This is a genomic window from Alteromonas sp. ABH4_457 (genome assembly GCF_056160625.1).
In genome coordinates this window covers 23,201-40,150 of the sequence record NZ_JBSWXN010000001.1, presented here as the reverse complement: position 1 = coordinate 40,150, position 16,950 = coordinate 23,201, and the positions used below count along the sequence as shown (strand labels likewise).

13 protein-coding genes are annotated in these 16,950 nt (G+C 50.3%); 9 read left to right on the top strand and 4 right to left on the bottom strand.

The genetic code is table 11. The features are described from left to right. The 4 genes from cyoB to cyoE are packed head-to-tail and all read left to right on the top strand — an operon-like array spanning window position 1 to window position 3,871. Window positions 1–1,989 carry a cytochrome o ubiquinol oxidase subunit I gene (cyoB, locus tag ACXAGR_RS00155; protein ID WP_474820489.1) on the top strand — a complete coding sequence of 663 codons (1,989 nt, stop codon included), beginning with the start codon at window positions 1–3 and terminating at the stop codon, window positions 1,987–1,989. Beyond that, window positions 1,986–2,588 carry a cytochrome o ubiquinol oxidase subunit III gene (cyoC, locus tag ACXAGR_RS00150; RefSeq protein ID WP_119502470.1) on the top strand — a complete coding sequence of 201 codons (603 nt, stop codon included), beginning with the start codon at window positions 1,986–1,988 and terminating at the stop codon, window positions 2,586–2,588. Before cyoB ends, cyoC begins: the two co-directional genes overlap by 4 nt. Then, on the top strand, window positions 2,588–2,926 hold the full coding sequence (gene cyoD, locus ACXAGR_RS00145) for a cytochrome o ubiquinol oxidase subunit IV (protein WP_070126334.1): 339 nt from the start codon (window positions 2,588–2,590) through the stop codon (window positions 2,924–2,926). The genes cyoC and cyoD overlap by 1 nt, the downstream gene beginning before the upstream one ends. A gap of 48 nt (window positions 2,927–2,974) precedes the next feature. Continuing rightward, on the top strand, window positions 2,975–3,871 hold the full coding sequence (gene cyoE, locus ACXAGR_RS00140) for a heme o synthase (protein ID WP_474843409.1): 897 nt from the start codon (window positions 2,975–2,977) through the stop codon (window positions 3,869–3,871). A gap of 104 nt (window positions 3,872–3,975) precedes the next feature. Here cyoE and ACXAGR_RS00135 read toward each other — a convergent pair whose 3' ends face one another. Further along, on the bottom strand, window positions 3,976–4,887 hold the full coding sequence (locus tag ACXAGR_RS00135; RefSeq protein WP_474847390.1) for a LysR family transcriptional regulator: 912 nt from the start codon (window positions 4,885–4,887) through the stop codon (window positions 3,976–3,978). Between the two features lie 120 nt (window positions 4,888–5,007). On the opposite strand from ACXAGR_RS00135, the gene ACXAGR_RS00130 reads away from it, so the two are divergent. Then, complete coding sequence (locus ACXAGR_RS00130; protein ID WP_474843413.1) at window positions 5,008–6,114, top strand: NADH:flavin oxidoreductase/NADH oxidase; 1,107 nt, start codon at window positions 5,008–5,010, stop codon at window positions 6,112–6,114. Between the two features lie 78 nt (window positions 6,115–6,192). Here ACXAGR_RS00130 and ACXAGR_RS00125 read toward each other — a convergent pair whose 3' ends face one another. Further along, window positions 6,193–7,116 (bottom strand): alpha/beta hydrolase, encoded by a 924-nt coding sequence (locus ACXAGR_RS00125; RefSeq protein ID WP_474843415.1) that lies wholly within the window; start codon window positions 7,114–7,116, stop codon window positions 6,193–6,195. Between the two features lie 68 nt (window positions 7,117–7,184). Continuing rightward, complete coding sequence (locus tag ACXAGR_RS00120) at window positions 7,185–8,777, bottom strand: N-acyl-D-amino-acid deacylase family protein (RefSeq protein WP_474843416.1); 1,593 nt, start codon at window positions 8,775–8,777, stop codon at window positions 7,185–7,187. Between the two features lie 357 nt (window positions 8,778–9,134). Here ACXAGR_RS00120 and ACXAGR_RS00115 point away from each other — a divergent pair, with 357 nt between their 5' ends. The 3 genes from ACXAGR_RS00115 (at window position 9,135) to ACXAGR_RS00105 (ending at window position 12,954) form a co-directional block, all read left to right on the top strand. Next, complete coding sequence (locus ACXAGR_RS00115; RefSeq protein WP_474843418.1) at window positions 9,135–9,725, top strand: porin family protein; 591 nt, start codon at window positions 9,135–9,137, stop codon at window positions 9,723–9,725. Between the two features lie 290 nt (window positions 9,726–10,015). Further along, on the top strand, window positions 10,016–12,208 hold the full coding sequence (locus ACXAGR_RS00110; protein WP_474843420.1) for a VTT domain-containing protein: 2,193 nt from the start codon (window positions 10,016–10,018) through the stop codon (window positions 12,206–12,208). Next, window positions 12,196–12,954, top strand: coding sequence for an endonuclease/exonuclease/phosphatase family protein (locus tag ACXAGR_RS00105; RefSeq protein WP_474847388.1), 759 nt, complete (start codon window positions 12,196–12,198; stop codon window positions 12,952–12,954). Before ACXAGR_RS00110 ends, ACXAGR_RS00105 begins: the two co-directional genes overlap by 13 nt. On the opposite strand, the gene ACXAGR_RS00100 is transcribed toward ACXAGR_RS00105, so the two are convergent. Further along, entirely contained in the window at window positions 12,930–13,904 is a 975-nt protein-coding gene (locus ACXAGR_RS00100; protein ID WP_474843423.1) for a LysR family transcriptional regulator, read from the bottom strand. The two genes, ACXAGR_RS00105 and ACXAGR_RS00100, sit on opposite strands and share 25 nt — an antisense overlap. Window positions 13,905–14,373: 469 nt before the next feature. On the opposite strand from ACXAGR_RS00100, the gene ACXAGR_RS00095 reads away from it, so the two are divergent. After that, a complete protein-coding gene (locus tag ACXAGR_RS00095) occupies window positions 14,374–16,950 on the top strand; it encodes a TonB-dependent receptor plug domain-containing protein (protein WP_474847386.1) in 2,577 nt (858 codons plus the stop codon).

Sequence of the window (16,950 nt, the reverse complement as noted above, 5' to 3'; positions counted from 1 at the left end):
ATGTCTTTTTTAGGTAAATTATCTATTGAGGCTGTACCGTACCACGAGCCAATCGTAATGGTTACGCTTGGGGTAGTTGCAGTACTCGGTCTGGTGATCGCAGGTCTGATCACCAAATACAAAGCATGGGGCCCGCTGTGGCGCGACTGGATCACGTCCATCGACCACAAACGCCTGGGTATCATGTATATCCTGCTTGCACTTATCATGCTTATGCGTGGCTTTGCCGACGCCATCATGATGCGTACGCAGCTTGCTGCGGCAACAAACGGAGCAGAAGGTTATCTGCCGCCGGAACACTACGACCAAATCTTCACCGCGCACGGTGTTATCATGATCATCTTTATGGCAATGCCATTTATGGTGGGCCTGATGAACATCATCGTTCCGCTGCAGATTGGTGCTCGTGACGTTGCCTTCCCGTTCCTGAACAACCTGAGCTTCTGGCTGACTGCTGGTGGTGCAATTCTTATCAACCTGTCTTTAGGTGTGGGTGAGTTTGCGAAAACCGGTTGGGTTGCTTATCCGCCACTGGCGGGTCTGGAGTACTCTCCGGGTGTCGGGGTTGATTACTATATATGGGCCTTGCAGATATCCGGGCTCGGGACGCTCTTGACCGGGGTTAACTTCCTGGTAACTGTATTCAAGATGCGTGCGCCGGGCATGAAACTGATGCAAATGCCTATCTTCACCTGGACTTGTACCTGGGGTAACATCCTGATTGCTGCGTCATTCCCTATTTTGACTGCAGTACTGGCGATGCTTACGCTTGACCGTTATCTTGATTTCCACTTCTTCACCAATGATTTAGGTGGGAACTCGATGATGTACATCAACCTGTTCTGGGCGTGGGGTCACCCTGAAGTATACATTCTGGTTCTGCCAGCATTTGGTATCTTCTCGGAAATCATTTCTACCTTCACTGCGAAGCGTCTGTTTGGCTATAAGTCAATGGTTTACGCGTCGGGTGCAATTGCAATCCTGGGCTTCATTGTTTGGTTACACCACTTCTTCACAATGGGTTCCAGCGCAAACGTTAACGCCTTCTTCGGTATCATGACGATGGTTATCGCCGTACCGACCGGGGTTAAACTGTTTAACTGGCTGTTCACTATGTACCGTGGCCGTCTGACTATCACAACTCCTGTGCTGTGGACGTTAGGCTTCATGGTTACCTTCACCATTGGTGGTATGACAGGCGTACTGCTTGCTATCCCGGGTGCTGACTATGTACTGCACAACAGCTTGTTCCTGATTGCTCACTTCCATAACACCATCATCGGTGGTGCGGTATTCGGTTACCTGGCAGGTTTTGCTTACTGGTTCCCGAAAGCGATGGGCTTCAAACTGGATGAGAAAACCGGTAAAGCGGCATTCTGGTGCTGGCAGATTGGTTTCATGGTTGCGTTCATGCCACTGTACGTTCTGGGCTTCCTGGGAATGACCCGTCGTCTGAACCACACTGACAACCCGGACTGGAACATCTGGCTGTACATTGCTGCGGGTGGTGCATTCATCATCGCTGCAGGTATCTTCTTCCAGTTGCTGCAACTGTTCATCAGCTTCAAGAACAAAGAAGCACTGAAAGATACTACGGGTGATCCGTGGAATGGTCACACGCTGGAGTGGTCAACTGCGTCTCCGCCTCAGTACTACAACTTCGCTGTTATTCCTCACATCAAAGACATTGATGCATGGACTGACATGAAAGAACGTGGCGAAGCGTATCAGAAGCCTGAGAAATATGCCCCGATTCACATGCCTAAGAACACCTCTGCTGGTTTCTTCATGAGCATGAGCTTCACGGTAATGTGTTTTGCACTTATCTGGCACATCTGGTGGCTGGCCGCTGTTGGTTTCATCGCCGGTATCGCAGTATTCATCAAGCGCTGTTACACCAGCGACGTAGATTACTACGTACAGGTTGATGAAGTAGAGAAAATCGAAGCAGAGCATTTATCTGCTAATGCTAAAGGAGTGAACGCATGAGCTCAGTAGCTACTGATATGCATCACGATCACGACCACGAGCATCACGAGAGTAATAGCGTTTTCGGCTTCTGGGTTTACCTGATGACCGACTGTCTGTTGTTCGCCTCGTTCTTCGCAACCTACGCAGTGTTGTTCATGAACACTGCCGGTGGCGTGTCTGGTAAAGACATCTTTGAACTGGACTTCGTTGCAGTTGAAACCGCGGCACTACTGTTAAGTAGTATCACCTTCGGCTTTGCAATGATTGCAGCACACAAGCAAAACAAAGGCGGCACGCTGTTATGGCTGGCTGTGACCTGGGTTTTCGGTGCCGTGTTTATCGGTATGGAAATCTATGAATTCCATCACCTGATCGTTCACGGTAACGGCCCTGATACCAGTGCTTTCCTTACCGCGTTCTTCTCGCTGGTAGGTCTGCACGGTCTGCACGTAACTTCAGGTCTGATTTGGATGACCATCATGATCATCGAAGTGATGCGTCGTGGTCTGAAAGATCAAACTGTTACGCGCCTGAGCTGCTTAAGCCTGTTCTGGCACTTCCTGGACATCGTCTGGATTTGCGTATTCACCGTTGTTTATCTGATGGGAGCACTGTAATGAGTCAGCACGATTCTCACGCTGTTAGCCATGCAAACGACCATGGTGATGTGAAATCCTATGTGATTGGGTTTGTACTGTCGGTAATTCTGACAGTCATCCCTTTCTGGATGGTTATGGAAGGCGACTTCTCTAAAGGCACCACTATCTGGAGTATCGTTACTTTAGGTCTGGTACAGATTTGGGTTCACCTCAAATACTTCCTGCACCTGAACTTCGTTACCGAAGATGGCCGTGCAAGCACGTTCTCGTTCCTGTTCAGTGCCCTGATTATCTTCATGGTAGTCGGTCTGTCTGTCTGGATCATTTACGAGTCTAACGCGATGATGATGTACTAGCCTCCCGGCTGGTACATTTTCTGAGCGTACGCGAGGTAAACTGGAAATATGAAACCTGTATTTCGTCGATATTTAACCGTGACTAAGCCCGGCATAATTATGGGCAACCTGATCTCTGTCGCCGGTGGTTTTCTGCTGGCATCACGGGGTGACGTTGACTTTATGTTGATGGCGGCAACGCTGATTGGCTTATCACTGGTTGTTGCATCCGGATGTGCAATTAATAACTGCATTGACAGGGATATTGATGCCAAGATGCAACGTACCCGCTCCCGGGTTACCGTGACCGGGGAAATGTCGCTGAAAGCCGCATTCTGGCATGGCATTGTGCTGGGTGTGACGGGTTTTGCCCTGCTGGTGGCGTACACCAACGCCACTGCGGTGTTTTTCGCTGCACTGGGTTATGTGGTGTATGTGGGCGTTTATAGCCTGTATATGAAACGTAACTCTGTGTACGGCACACTGGTTGGCAGCTTGTCCGGTGCGGTTCCCCCGGTTGTGGGTTACTGCGCGGTAAGTGGCCAGTTCGATGCTGCCGCTGCCATTCTGCTGGTGATGTTTAGTTTGTGGCAAATGCCCCACTCTTATGCCATCGCGATTTTCCGTTTCAAAGATTATGAAGCGGCGAATATTCCGGTACTGCCGGTTGCAGAAGGTATCGAAAAAGCCAAACTGCATATCGTGCTTTACATTGCGGTATACGCGATTGTAACCATGATGCTGTCGATTGCAGGTTACACAGGTATCGGTTTCCTGGCCGTCGCCTGTACCACCAGCTTCTGGTGGCTACTGATGGCACTGCGTGGTTATCGCCCTGATACCGACATGACACGCTGGGCGCGTCAGGTGTTCGGCTTCTCCATACTGAACATCACGATCCTCAGTATAGCCATGGCGGTAGACTACCACGATGTAGCACCTAAACTGTTCGCCTTAGCGCTATAGACTTGTGAATACGAAAAAGGGCCGCTCAACTGAGCGGCCCTTTTGTTTGTGCACTGCTTTTATTTCAACACAGATTTCCTTTGTTCACTTCTCTTCCCGGGGTATCACACCTCGCTCAGAATAATTTTAATTTGCTCCCTTATCCATTTTCGCAGGCCGTCTTCATGGGTACGGGGATGCCAGATCTGCTCTATGTTCACATCGGGCAGCGATACCGGCGGCTCGCAGCTGGTAAGGTGCTGACAGGTAGCGGTTGCATAATCAGCGATGGGCTTCAGGCAGGTAAGAAAGACCTCCCGCCCGGTCACAAGTCGCGGTAGCACCATGAAACCTGATGCGCCGGCTACCACCCGCCGGGTTAACCCCGCTTCCGCTAAGGCAGTGTCCACATCACTGTTAAGGTTGCCGGTCAGCGTTGACACTACATGGGGCTTGCTGGCATAAGTTCGCACATCCAGTGGCGTACCCGCGGGGATAAGGGCTTTGTCATGCACCACCCGATACGGTGTAACCATGAGTGACTGACGATAAAAATGTTCGGGAAGATCCCTGAAAAAGCCGGCAATAGCTATGTCACAATCACCTTGCTCCAGCGCCTGCACCGGCAAGCGTCCGGACGTATTGTGCATGACGATGGTTACGCCCGGCGCTTCCGTCTGTACTTTATCCAGTAAACGGGGAAGGAGTAAGAAATCCACCAGATCGGTGCCATAAATATGGATTGCCTCTTCCCGCTGTCCGATGGCATCACCCTCTGCATTAACGTAGAACTCTTCCAGACACTTCACCACACAGCATACCTGTTTAGCCATCTGATGCGCTTTGGGCGTGGGTGTAAAGCCGCGTCCGGTGCGGATAAACAACGGATCATCAAACTCACCACGCAGCTTGTTGAGTTTGTGGCTCATTGCGGGCTGGCTCAGGTTCATGCGAAGCGCAGCCTTGTTCAGGCTGCGCTCTTCGTAAAGTACAGTAAACAAATACAACAGGTTAAAGTCTTTTGATGCGATATTCATAAATTGGAATTATATTTTCGAAAACATTCACTTTTTAAAATCATAAACCGCCCCTATTACTGATAGCAAGTCAGGGGAGCATTTTGTTCCCGGCCAACTCATTACCATTAAGGAAACGTTATGCCCGATTTATTCAGCCCTTACACGCTAAAGTCAGTGGAACTCAGAAACCGCATTGCTGTACCGCCTATGTGCCAGTACAGCGCAGACGATGGTCTTCCTAACGACTGGCACCAGGTTCACTATGCGTCACTGTCACGGGGTGGCGCTGGTCTTGTGATCGTAGAGGCAACCGGTGTTGCCCCTGAAGGACGCATAAGCCCGGGATGTCTGGGTTTCTGGAGCGATGAGCATACCCAGGGCCATGCCGCTATTGTTAAGCGCATCAATGAGGGAGGCGCGGTGCCGGGTATTCAGCTTGCTCATGCCGGCAGAAAAGCGTCTGCGAACAAACCCTGGGAAGGTGACGACCACATTGCAGAAGATGATCCCCGCGGATGGCAACCCATCGGGCCGTCTGCGGTACCGTTTGGCGCAAACTTACCCCGTACACCCACGGAAATGACAAAAGATGATATCGAGCGGGTAAAAGCAGACTTTGTTGCTGCCACGAAACGCTCTGTTGAGGCCGGCTACAAGTGGTTAGAGCTGCACTTTGCCCACGGATACCTGGCGCAAAGCTTCTGGTCGCCGGTTGCCAATCAACGGGATGACGAATATGGCGGCAGCCCTGAAAACCGCGCCCGTTTTCTGCTGGAAACCATCGATGCAGTTAAAGCCGTGTGGCCGGAAGATTTACCATTAACCGTGCGTTTAGGCGTTATAGAATATGATGGTAACGATGACAAGCTGGTACCTGAATCCATTGAGCTGATCAAAAAGATGAAAGACCACGGCGTCGATTTTGTCAGTGTATCGGTTGGCTTCAATACACCTGAAGCCAATATTCCATGGGGCCCTGCATTCCTGGCGCCGGTATCACAACAAATTCGCGAAGAAGCTGACATTCCGGTCGCTACAGCATGGGGTGTTGATGATCCGATGCTGGCCAATAAAACCATTGAAGACGGACAGCTGGATTTGGTGATGGTAGGGCGTGCGCACCTGGCAAACCCGCACTGGAGCTATGATGTGGCTAAAAAGCTGGGTAAAGAGTCACCTTCATGGGTACTGCCTGCACAGTATGCACACTGGTTAGCCCGTTACGCACCGGCAGATTATAAATAACAGTCTGAACAGATAGTAATCTGAAACGTTGCCCGCAGGGCAACTATGGCGCAGGTAAGTACCTGCGCCATATCATGCTCACTGATTTATCACCCGGGCAGGTATAACCCCGTAGTTTTCCATCCATTCCAGCATATTACTGAACCAGTCAGTGGGATGATTCATCCCGAATCCGTGCCCGCCATCAGGCAGCAGTAACATCTGTACAGGCACCCGCTTTTCCACAAGCCCGGCATGAAATTGCAACGCATTCCCTACAGGCACGGCTTTATCATCATTAGCATGAACAATGAAAGCTTGCGGTGTATTGGTGGTGACATTGTCTTGTGCGGAGAAAGTTGAAATTAATCTGTTGTCCGGCGATTCGCCCAGTAAATTCAGCCGTGATCCCTGATGCGTTACGTCTTCTTTCATTGAGATCACCGGATAGATAAGCACCTGGAAATCCGGACGAAGCATTTTTTTCGTATGCGCTTTATTCACCGGCTGTTTGAACTGAGTTGCCAGTGTGGCAGCCAGATGTCCTCCGGCGGAGAATCCCATTACGCCCACCCTGTCTGAGTCGATTCCCCACTCTTTTGCATGCTGACGCACCAGACTGATGGCCTGCTGCGCATCCTGAAGAGGACCATAGGAAGGGTAATCCATAATGTCTTTCAGTGGCATACGGTATTTCAGCACAAATGCGGTAACACCTGCCCCGGCGAAACGGCGGGCGACATTAAAGCCTTCTTTATCGATGGCCAGCCTTTCATAACCGCCACCGGGCAAAATGATAACAGCGGTACCGTTGCGCTCATCCTCAGGAGGCGCAACCATGGTCAGCTCAGGAGAATCCACTGCGACAACTGAGCGGTCGTTTATCACCTCTCGTCCCTGAAACTCTGTGGGTGTGTGGGCTATTTCCCCGGGGATCCCTTCAGGATAAAGTGTTAATCCGGTTATCTGAACCTGCTCTGCTGACACCGCAACTCCGCTGTTAATCAAAACAATCAGTATCATACCGGATAAACCGGCCTTGCGGCGCTGCAGCGATAATCTTTGCGACAAACATTGGAAGAGAAAGGCCCTCATACTTTTCCCGCCCGGTGAGTCAGGATCTCACCGGCATGCTGCCCGGTCATGCCTTGCGGCGTTTTCACAACAACCCCGTTCACCAGGATATATTCTATGCCGGTGGGGTACTGATGCGGTGCGGTAAATGTTGCATTATCAATCACTGTCTGCGGATCAAAAATCACAATATCAGCACGGTACTGTACTGCCAGCGTACCGCGGTCGGTCAGATCCATGCGTTGTGCCGGTAGTGCAGTCATTTTATGAATTGCCTCAGGCAACGTCAGAGTTCCCTTCTCTCTGACGTAACGACCCAATACCCGGGGATAGGAGCCGTAACTGCGGGGATGAGGATTCCCTTCACCGGGTATTGCACCGGCTGTGTCTGTGGCTACTGAGGTAAACGGATATGCCATGATTTGTGCCACATCCTTCTCGTCAATAGCATGGAAAATGCCTTGCGCGCCTCCCTGCTCTTCAATTTCCATAGCCAGTTCCGCTGCATTTGCCAACGTCTGCGCTCTGCCCTGCTGAGCCAGTACCTGACCAAACGTCAACCCGTCCCATTGCGGATTTGCAGCAAAATGGGCTATCTGCAGCCTTTCCGGATCGCCACCACCGCGGTCTTCACGAATGTTCTTTTCAATGCCGGCTTTCACTTTTGCCCGTGTTGCCGGGTCACTGAGACGTTTTAACACTTCTCTGTGACCACCGGCCAGCGACCAGGGCGGAAACAAAATACTGAAGCGGGTTGATGAAGCGGTATAGGGATACTGGTCCAGTGTCACGTCCATCCCCTTTTCACGGGCCGCGGTAATCATACCCAGCGTTGTTTCGCTGTGGCCCCAGTTTGGCAGTCCCACCAGCTTATGATGACTCACATGCACGGGGATGCCGGTATCTTCAGAAATCGCAATAACTTCTTCCAGCGCTTCAGTGATGAGCGCCCCTTCATCCCGCATGTGCGAAGTAAAAATACCACCGTACTGGTGTGCGGTTCCGGCCAGAGCCTTTACTTCAGCGTAATCAGAGTAGACACCCGGCACATACTTTAAGCCGGTCGACAAACCGAATGCTCCCTCTTCCATCGCTTTGGCCACAAGCGCCTGCATGGCCTTAACTTCATCTGCTGTGGCTAGTCTGCCAGCTTCTCCCATTACTTCACGGCGCACATCATTGTGACCCACCAGCAACGCCAGATTTGGACCAAGAGGTGTCGTGGCAGCCTCTCCGAGAAACTCGCCGGTGTGAACCGGTGAAAATCCGCAATTACCGCCAAGAATCGTAGTGATCCCTTGCTGAACCAGATTTTCCAAACCTGGTTGAGTAGCCGCAGAGCGCTCGGCATGAGAATGCAGATCGATAAACCCCGGGCTGACCACCAGTCCGTCCGCTTGTATCACTTGTGCAGCATCACTGGCTGACAGCTGCCCCATAGCGATTATGATGCCGTCTTTAATACCAACATCAGCAGACACTGCCGGTTTGCCGGTACCGTCTATGACCTCTCCCCCGCGGATCAGAATATCGTACTGCGCTGCCGCCAACGGAAAACACAGTGACAATAATCCTGCCCCCAGAACTGTTTTTACTAATCTGCCTGACATCGACGCTCCCTCTTTCTGATCATTTTTTACTGATTGTCATTGTTGTCCGTTATTTATACCCCGGAGAAAGAGCACATGCTTGTGTTGCATGATGAAGTAACCGCAGAACGGGACTGTATTCCTTACAAAGAGTTTTGAACAGGTTTCATGAGCACCCGTTGAAACGGCCAATATTTCACCGGATTTCTCCTCTTCACCCCGTTTATTGGTCAGTTTACATACAAACGTGTATGGCATGCTCTTTGAAACTGTTTAATCAGCGGGCGGCACTCTCTTCAGGTGTACTCACCTTACCGGTCTCTTTTACCGGTTTACAGGTGCAGCCCATACGCTAAACAAAGTAAGAGGAATTTTCTGATGAAAAAATCAATCACAGCATTCGCGGGTATTGCAGCGCTCACTTCTTTATCAGCTTTCAGTGCTTCCGCACAATCTCTGGACACGCCCTGGCAGGATCAACCGGGTTTCTACGTAGGTGGTAACTACGGATATCTGAAAGTAGACGGGCAGGACGATTTTGATGATGATAATGACGTCATTCAGGGTCTGGTCGGTTATCGTTTTAACCGCTATCTGGCCGTAGAGGGATCGGTTATCGACTTCGGTGATTACGGCCATAACCTGTCACGGGCCGATACTGATGGCTGGACAGCGGGTGTAAAAGGTATCTTACCAATTACTAATCAGTTCTCTGTTTATGCCAAAGCCGGACAACTATGGTGGGATACTGATTATTCAGTGAATGGTGTATCCGGTAGCTACGACGACGAGAGTTTATTCATCGGTGCCGGCGTTGCGTACAATATCACTGAGAACTTCCTCGTGAATGCAGAATACACAGTTTACGATGCGGATCTGGATGCCAATGACCTGGCCGATGATCCCGGCGATGTGGACTTTAATACCGATTTAAAACAAGCCAGTGTAGGTGTTGAATACCGCTTCTGATTTGTAAATGTCACTCAAAGCCTCCGGCATTCCGGAGGCTTTTTTGATTCTGACAACCGGCCGGTCACTCCTGTGTACTAACTTCAGGAAAATTCTACAAACCGGCGGACAAACTTACCTGAAGGCAGGAAGCAGGCTCACACCCTCACTTTAACATCTGACAAATTTTCCAATTTAAAACAGCAAGATAACCATATAAGACGGGTATCAGGTCGTATGGAATAGTTTCTGCATTTCATAATGCATTTGTCACTTAATATGCTCATTCCGGGTTGGCATGAGGAGGAACGATGTCAGCAGAACAATCTATTTTCAAACAGGGAGAAAATTGCTGGGCGACTAGTCACGCCAGCTTCGCCACTCCACTTATTGATTGTGGTAATTACTACAAAGCTTTGCATTCGGCGATCCTGAAAGCGAAGCACAGTATATTTATCGTCGGATGGGATATCGACAGCCGGATCAGGCTGTTGCGCGGTGAAGACGAGGCGAACTCCGAAGCCCCCTCAGTGGTCAGTGATTTGCTGGCGTGGAAAGCTGAGCAAAACCCTGACATGAAAATTTACCTCCTGCGCTGGGATTCTTCTCTGGCCTTTTTTGCTCAACGGGAAATGTGGGCGAAAGAAGTATGGGATGAGAAAACACCTGACAACGTACTCACGGAACTCGATGACACGATTCCCATGGGAGGCAGTCAGCATCAGAAGATTATTGTTATCGACGATGAACTGGTATTTTCGGGCGGTATGGATATTTCGACCAACCGCTGGGATACCCGTGACCACCCCATTGAAAGTGAAGAACGCAACGGTCCTGACGGACCTTACACGCCACTACATGACGTCCAGATTGTCTCTGCCGGCCCTGTGGTAGAAAGGTTCGCCGAACTGGTGCGCTGGCGCTGGTTGCGCGTAGCCGAAGAAAAGCCTATCGCCATCCGTGAAGAAGCTGAAACAGACCTGGACAGTCCTGTTCCCGCTTCATGGCCGGACGGCTTTGAGCCCTGGTTTGAGAAGGTCGATTGCGCCCTTGCCCGCACTATTCCGTTCATGGACGAAGTTGAGCCTGTACAGGAAGTCCGTCACATGTTGCTTGACCTCATCAATGAAGCAGAACGGGTAATCTATATTGAAAACCAATTCACTTCCCGTCAGGAAATCGCAGAAGCGCTGAACCGCCGTCTGAAAGAAAAGCCTGAACTGCATGTCATTATTGTCAGCTCCTATGAACCAAAAGGTAAATTCGAGTGTGAGGCATTTTGGGCAGGTCGTATTGAATTTAAGAAAATTCTTGAAAAAGACATCGAGCCTGAACGCATCATTATGTCGTATTCGTCCATTACCGACGAGCACGGACAACATGCGACTAAGCGTATCCATTCTAAAGTGATGACCATCGATGACCGCTACGCCGTTATCGGTTCGTCGAATATCAGTAACCGTTCAATGAGTCTGGATACTGAAATCGACCTTGTTCTGTTTGGTAATAATGATGCAAACCGCCGCCAGATAGCCCGTATCCGTGACGATTTACTGGCAGAGCACACCGGCCGAACCGTTGAACAAGTTACCGCAATCATGCAGGAACCTAATCCGGCACGGGCACTAATGGAAGGCCAGCTGGCTCATGGCTATGTGCTTACCCAGGTGCGTGACGAAATATTTACCAGTCAGGAATCAGGTAAAAATTTCTTTTCATCCTTATCCGATCCGGAAGAGCCGCTGATCCCGCCAATTCCGGGATTAAACGGTGAAGCAACACCGGTACGCAATCCCCGCCGCCGCACGATCATGGTTGGTATCGGCGTTCTGGTGATTGCAGCCCTGGCGGCCACGCTGCTGCTCGCCAGTCACTTTATTCCGTGGTTATCGACAGACAATATCAATGCCTTCCTGGAGGAAAGCCGGGGCACCTATTTCGCACTTCCGACGGTTTTACTTGTCTATGTGGTTGGCGGCTTCTTCTTCTTTCCTGTCACCGTAATGTCACTGGCGGTCTCTGCCATCTTTGGACCGGTTTGGGGACCATTGTACGGCATTATGGGCGCCCTGCTGAGTTCCGCGAGCATGTTCGGTGTAGGTAAGCTGGCAGGTAACGCGGGATTGCGTAAAGTTGGCGGGCCGAAAGTTGCTGCTGTTGATGAGAAGCTGAAAACCAGTGGTATTGTTGGTGTCGCCGCTATCCGGATGTTGCCCATCGCACCATTCAGTCTGGTTAATCTGGTTGCCGGCATTTCATCAATTGGTCTGATGCAATTTTTGATTGGAACATTCCTGGGCATGTTCCCGCCGATGATAGCGAAAGGTCTGGTAGGCGATTCTATTACTCAGATTTTCCGCAATCCGTCACCGGAGACGATTTCCTATCTGGTAGGCGGCATCGTATTGTGGGGCCTGATGATTTGGGGCTCACAGAAAATTGCCAAGCGATACCAGGAAAGCAAACAGGTAGAAAAAACAAAGGGTGAAGAATGTGTCGCATAGTCAGTTATAATATCCATAGCGGTATTGGTCGCGACAATAAGCATGATTATCGCCGCATTGGCAGTTATCTTGCCGAACTGGGTGCAGATATTGTGTTGTTGCAGGAAATGGATACGCGGCCTGAACACAGAGATATTGAAACGGACATCAGAGATATTTGCGCCAGTCAGGTGTTTCAACTGGTACCTTCACCGGCTATTACAGAAGCCGGCGGGGGCTGGTACGGGAATGCAGTACTGACCCGCTTTCCCGTGCTGAAAAATGAAACCCTTGATGTGAGTCAGGATGGTTTTCAGCCGAGAAATATTCAGGCTGTAGATTTACTCACGCCGTCAGGGCCACTGACAGTAATCAATACTCACAAGGGATTGAAGAAAAGTGAACGCCGTTCACAATTCGCAAAGCTTCATGAATACATTGCCGGCAGAATGAAAGAGAATAAGACGCCTATTGTGCTCGGCGGAGATTTCAATGAATGGCAGTTTTTTACCCGCGCATTCCGTGCTCTGGACAGCGTGCTGAACCAGCACAAAGCGGGGGCCACGTTCCCCAGTCAGTTTCCGCTATTTTCCCTGGACCGGATCTGGACTTCACCGGACATTAAACTACGCCGGATCCGCCGTCTGAAAAATGCCCGCACGAAAATTCTCTCTGACCACCTGCCCGTTCAGGTAGACATTCGCCTCCCCGAACAGGATGTCAGTGATTTACAGGAACCGTTTCAGGCACAGGCGATGCTTGGCTGACGATATTTGAGATCGCCACGCCAGTGATTTAATTCCTGCTCACAGGCAGTCACCCTGCGGATAACATCCCGCATTTTTATGCTTGCATCTGTGAGTGATCCGCTTCGGTTAGTGGCCATTAATACCTGACGGCGCATTTCCGGCTGCTCAATTTTCAGGGCTTTCACCAGGCCACTTTCTTCAAGATGGAAAATGGCAGACGATGGTAAAATCATCGCCCCCTCGCCCTGCAGCAATTGCCTGAGCCCTGTCATCAGCTGGCCCGAATATGCCGTGTTGTGCCTCAACGCAACACCAGTCACTTTTTCGTAATGGGCGATGAGCATCCCCAGCGCATCCCGGCTTCCGGGTGTAAGTAACTCAAACTGGCTGAGTTCCCAGAATTTGATCGTGTTACGATCCTGATATTTCTGATACAGCTCTGACTGGTCGTTCACGCCGAGCACCAGATACATGTACTCCTCGATCAGCGGCTCGCAAACCATTGAAACAGCATCAACATCCTGCTCATAGGTAATGGCGATATCAATCTGATTGGTCTCCAGCCAGCCCCGGACTGAATACGACGGGCCGGTGCTGATATCCAGTTTCAGCTTGCTAGCCGATTTTTTTACTTCCGACAATAACGACATGGACAGCACGTTACCGATAGACGGCAACATGCCAACTTTCACAGTACCTGACCGTTCTGCAACGAGGTGCTGTAAATCGGCTTTAGCCGCATTGATATCGTCAATCAGCCGTCTTGCATGCTTCGCAAAAACCTCTCCGGCTTCGGTTAAAGAAACCCCTTTGAAACTCCTTTGAAACAGCGGTGTGCCCATTTCTCTTTCAAGATTGGCCAGTTGCTGGCTGATTGCCGGTTGTGCAATATCTAACTCTCTTGCGGCTGCGGCAATACTTCCTTTTCTCAACGTGGTGAGGAAGTACTGTAACTGTTTTGAATTCATGGCATGTCTCCTGGCGCCTCCATCAAAGTTTTTCTGCCGGTGCCTACGCGCCTTGTCGTTTTAATTTCTTGTTAATACCTAAACGGTATTCTTTTTTGTATTCCAGAACAGCAACTTATATGCCATTGCAGCGAACATTTACAGATATCAATTGTTAACAAAAGGTAAGAATCCCCTGAATGAAAAAAAACATTTCTGGTCTGATATCCCTGCCCGGCCCGCTATTTCCGGTGTTCCCCGTTTGCCCTCAACATATTTTTTATACCCTTCCATATTCTTTTTTCTTCCGCGACGCCGCTCTCATTTTTTAGTCTTTATGAACACAGTTTACAGCTACGCAGCATCGCTGTTCAAAGCTTGTGCATCTTATTGGTGCCGCTGTGAGCCATAGTTGGGCGCGGCCACCGGATCCTCCATGAGCTGCGCCCGCAAAAAGAGCAATCAGGCAACAAACCGGGAACACACACTCATGAAAATAAAAAAATTAAGTGCGTCTATTTATGCCGGATTAACCGGCATGACCATGGCATTAGCGCTGACTCCTTCTGTATATGCACAGGAAACTGATACTCCTGATGCCGAATCGGATCCTTCCCTGGAACGGATTGCTGTTGTTGGTGCGCGGGGTGCGCCGCGTTCTGTGACAAGCTCTCCTGTGCCAGTTGATGTATTGACAGCTGAAGACATGGAAGGTGTAGCATTCTCAGATATGAACGATGTAATGATGACCCTGGTGCCGTCTTACACCCTGTCACGCCAGCCAATTTCTGATGGCGGTACGTTTGTGCGCCCTGCACAGATGCGTGGTCTGCCCACCGACAAAACACTGGTTTTAGTTAACTCCAAACGCCGTCACCGCTCTCCGCTGGTGCAAATTGGTGGCTCAGGTACGCAAGGGCCTGATCTCGCAACCATCCCGACTGCGGCTATCGGTTCTGTTGAAGTACTGCGCGACGGTGCGGCCGCACAGTATGGCTCAGACGCCATCGCAGGGGTCATTAACTTCCAGTTAAAAAATAACAGTGAAGGTGGCTCACTGTCAGCCGAGCTGGGCCAGTATTACGAAGGCGACGGCGATCAGATGGTGATCAGCGGTAACAAAGGTTTTGCGTTAGGTGAAGACGGATTCTTAAGTATTTCTGCTGAAATTACTGATTCAGAAGCGACCTATCGTGGTGAACAGTACTGTGAAAGCTGGTTCTGTGTGACCGACCAGTCTGAAGAATATATCGCTGCTGCTATTGCAAGTGCTAATGCCGTTCACGGTTCAGATGAAGTACAACCCTGGGGCCAGCCAAACTCTAAAGGCACCCGTGTATTTTTTAACTCCGGTTATACGATTTCTGACGAAGTAGAATTGTACGCATTCGGTAACTATTCAGAGACCGAGGGCGATGGTTCCTTCTTCTATCGTTATCCGGGCAACGGCACCATTGAAGACATCCGTCTGCAGGATGGTTCAGTCTGGAGCCCGCTGGAATTCTTTCCCGGTGGCTTTACGCCGCGCTTCGCAGGTGAAGTTACCGACTTCTCACTGGCAGCCGGTGTGAAAGGGATGAGTGGTAAGTGGACGTATGACATCAGTGGCCGGTTCGGTTCCAGTGAAATTGATTACACCCTGAGCAATACCATCAACCCGTCGATGGGTAACGAGTCCCCGACTTCATTCAAGCCGGGCTCTCTGACCAACGAAGAGAAACAACTTCAGGCTGATTTCACCTATGATCTGGACGAATATATTTTCGCTTTCGGCCTGAGCTACATGGACGAGTCCTACGACATCTCCGGCGGTGAAGAAGATTCCTATACTGCAGGTCCATATGCCTCAGCGGATCCATGGGGTTTCTGTAACGATGACGGCACAGCGACGGCGGCAGGCTCAGCCATTGCAGACCTGGACTGTGCAGACGAATCCGACCCGGTTTACACTGTAGTTGGCGTAGGTTCCAACGGCTTCCCGGGATACTCTCCCGAATTCTCCGGTGAATATAACCGTGACTCTTACGCTGTTTACACCGACATTTCCGGTGACGTAACAGACAAACTGTTTGCTCAGGCAGCATTACGTTACGAAGACTACTCTGATTTCGGTTCTGAACTCGTTTATAAAGTGGCCGGTATTTACCAGCTTACCGATGAAATCGCACTGCGTTCTTCATACGGTACGGGTTTCCGTGCTCCGACTCCGGGACAGCAAGGTACAACAAACGTATCCACCCGGCTGCCTAACGGCTTCCCGGTTGCTACCGGTCTGTTCCCTGCCAGCAGCGCAGTTGCTCAGGCGCTTGGAGCCAGTGCACTTGCACCGGAAAAATCCACCAACATTACCTTTGGTATGACGGCGGATTACGGCGACTTCACCCTTACTGTGGATTATTACAATATTGAGCTTGAAGATCGTCTGAATGCCATCTCAACGCTGGATGTCAGTTCCGATCCTGATGCAGAAGACCCGGAAGATTATCAGCGATACCTGAGCCTGGCGAATGCCGGTGTTTCCGGTGCAGAATCAATCGGTGGTGTGTTCTACTTCCAGAACGCTTTCGACACCACAACCGAAGGTGTGGATGTGGTAGCAACGTACAATATGCAGTCAGATATGGGTGACACTACCTTCACAGCATCATTTAACTACAACAAAACCACACTGGACAACGATCCTGAAAACTTCTACAACGAAGAAGATGAGTTTGACCTGGAAAACGGGACGCCGGATTTCCGTGGTACTGCCTCAGTTAAACACAGCATTGAAGACTGGATGATTGTTGCCCGTATGAACTACTACGGCGAATATGAAAATGCCGCGAGCAGTTCTCTGGATGTGATTCAAACCTTTGGTACAGAAATCCTGTTTGACCTTGAGCTGACTTATCACATCAGTGAAAGTTTGTCTCTCAGTGCCGGTGCCCGTAACCTCTTTGATGAGTATCCGGACGCTGGTACTGACGAAATGGGTGAAACCTGCTGTGGTCGTATTTACCGCTCAGACTCTATTGTTGACTGGCAGGGTGGCTATTACTACACCAAGTTAAACTATACCTTCTAA

Coding starts and splice junctions, on each gene's coding strand:
- ACXAGR_RS00120 (WP_474843416.1), bottom strand. CDS start 8,777: ATGTCAGGCAGATTAGTAAAAACAGTTCTGGGGGCAGGATTATTGTCA.
- ACXAGR_RS00115 (WP_474843418.1), top strand. CDS start 9,135: ATGAAAAAATCAATCACAGCATTCGCGGGTATTGCAGCGCTCACTTCT.
- ACXAGR_RS00095 (WP_474847386.1), top strand. CDS start 14,374: ATGAAAATAAAAAAATTAAGTGCGTCTATTTATGCCGGATTAACCGGC.
- ACXAGR_RS00125 (WP_474843415.1), bottom strand. CDS start 7,116: ATGATACTGATTGTTTTGATTAACAGCGGAGTTGCGGTGTCAGCAGAG.
- cyoE (WP_474843409.1), top strand. CDS start 2,975: ATGAAACCTGTATTTCGTCGATATTTAACCGTGACTAAGCCCGGCATA.
- ACXAGR_RS00130 (WP_474843413.1), top strand. CDS start 5,008: ATGCCCGATTTATTCAGCCCTTACACGCTAAAGTCAGTGGAACTCAGA.
- ACXAGR_RS00135 (WP_474847390.1), bottom strand. CDS start 4,887: ATGAATATCGCATCAAAAGACTTTAACCTGTTGTATTTGTTTACTGTA.
- cyoD (WP_070126334.1), top strand. CDS start 2,588: ATGAGTCAGCACGATTCTCACGCTGTTAGCCATGCAAACGACCATGGT.
- ACXAGR_RS00110 (WP_474843420.1), top strand. CDS start 10,016: ATGTCAGCAGAACAATCTATTTTCAAACAGGGAGAAAATTGCTGGGCG.
- ACXAGR_RS00105 (WP_474847388.1), top strand. CDS start 12,196: ATGTGTCGCATAGTCAGTTATAATATCCATAGCGGTATTGGTCGCGAC.
- cyoB (WP_474820489.1), top strand. CDS start 1: ATGTCTTTTTTAGGTAAATTATCTATTGAGGCTGTACCGTACCACGAG.
- cyoC (WP_119502470.1), top strand. CDS start 1,986: ATGAGCTCAGTAGCTACTGATATGCATCACGATCACGACCACGAGCAT.
- ACXAGR_RS00100 (WP_474843423.1), bottom strand. CDS start 13,904: ATGAATTCAAAACAGTTACAGTACTTCCTCACCACGTTGAGAAAAGGA.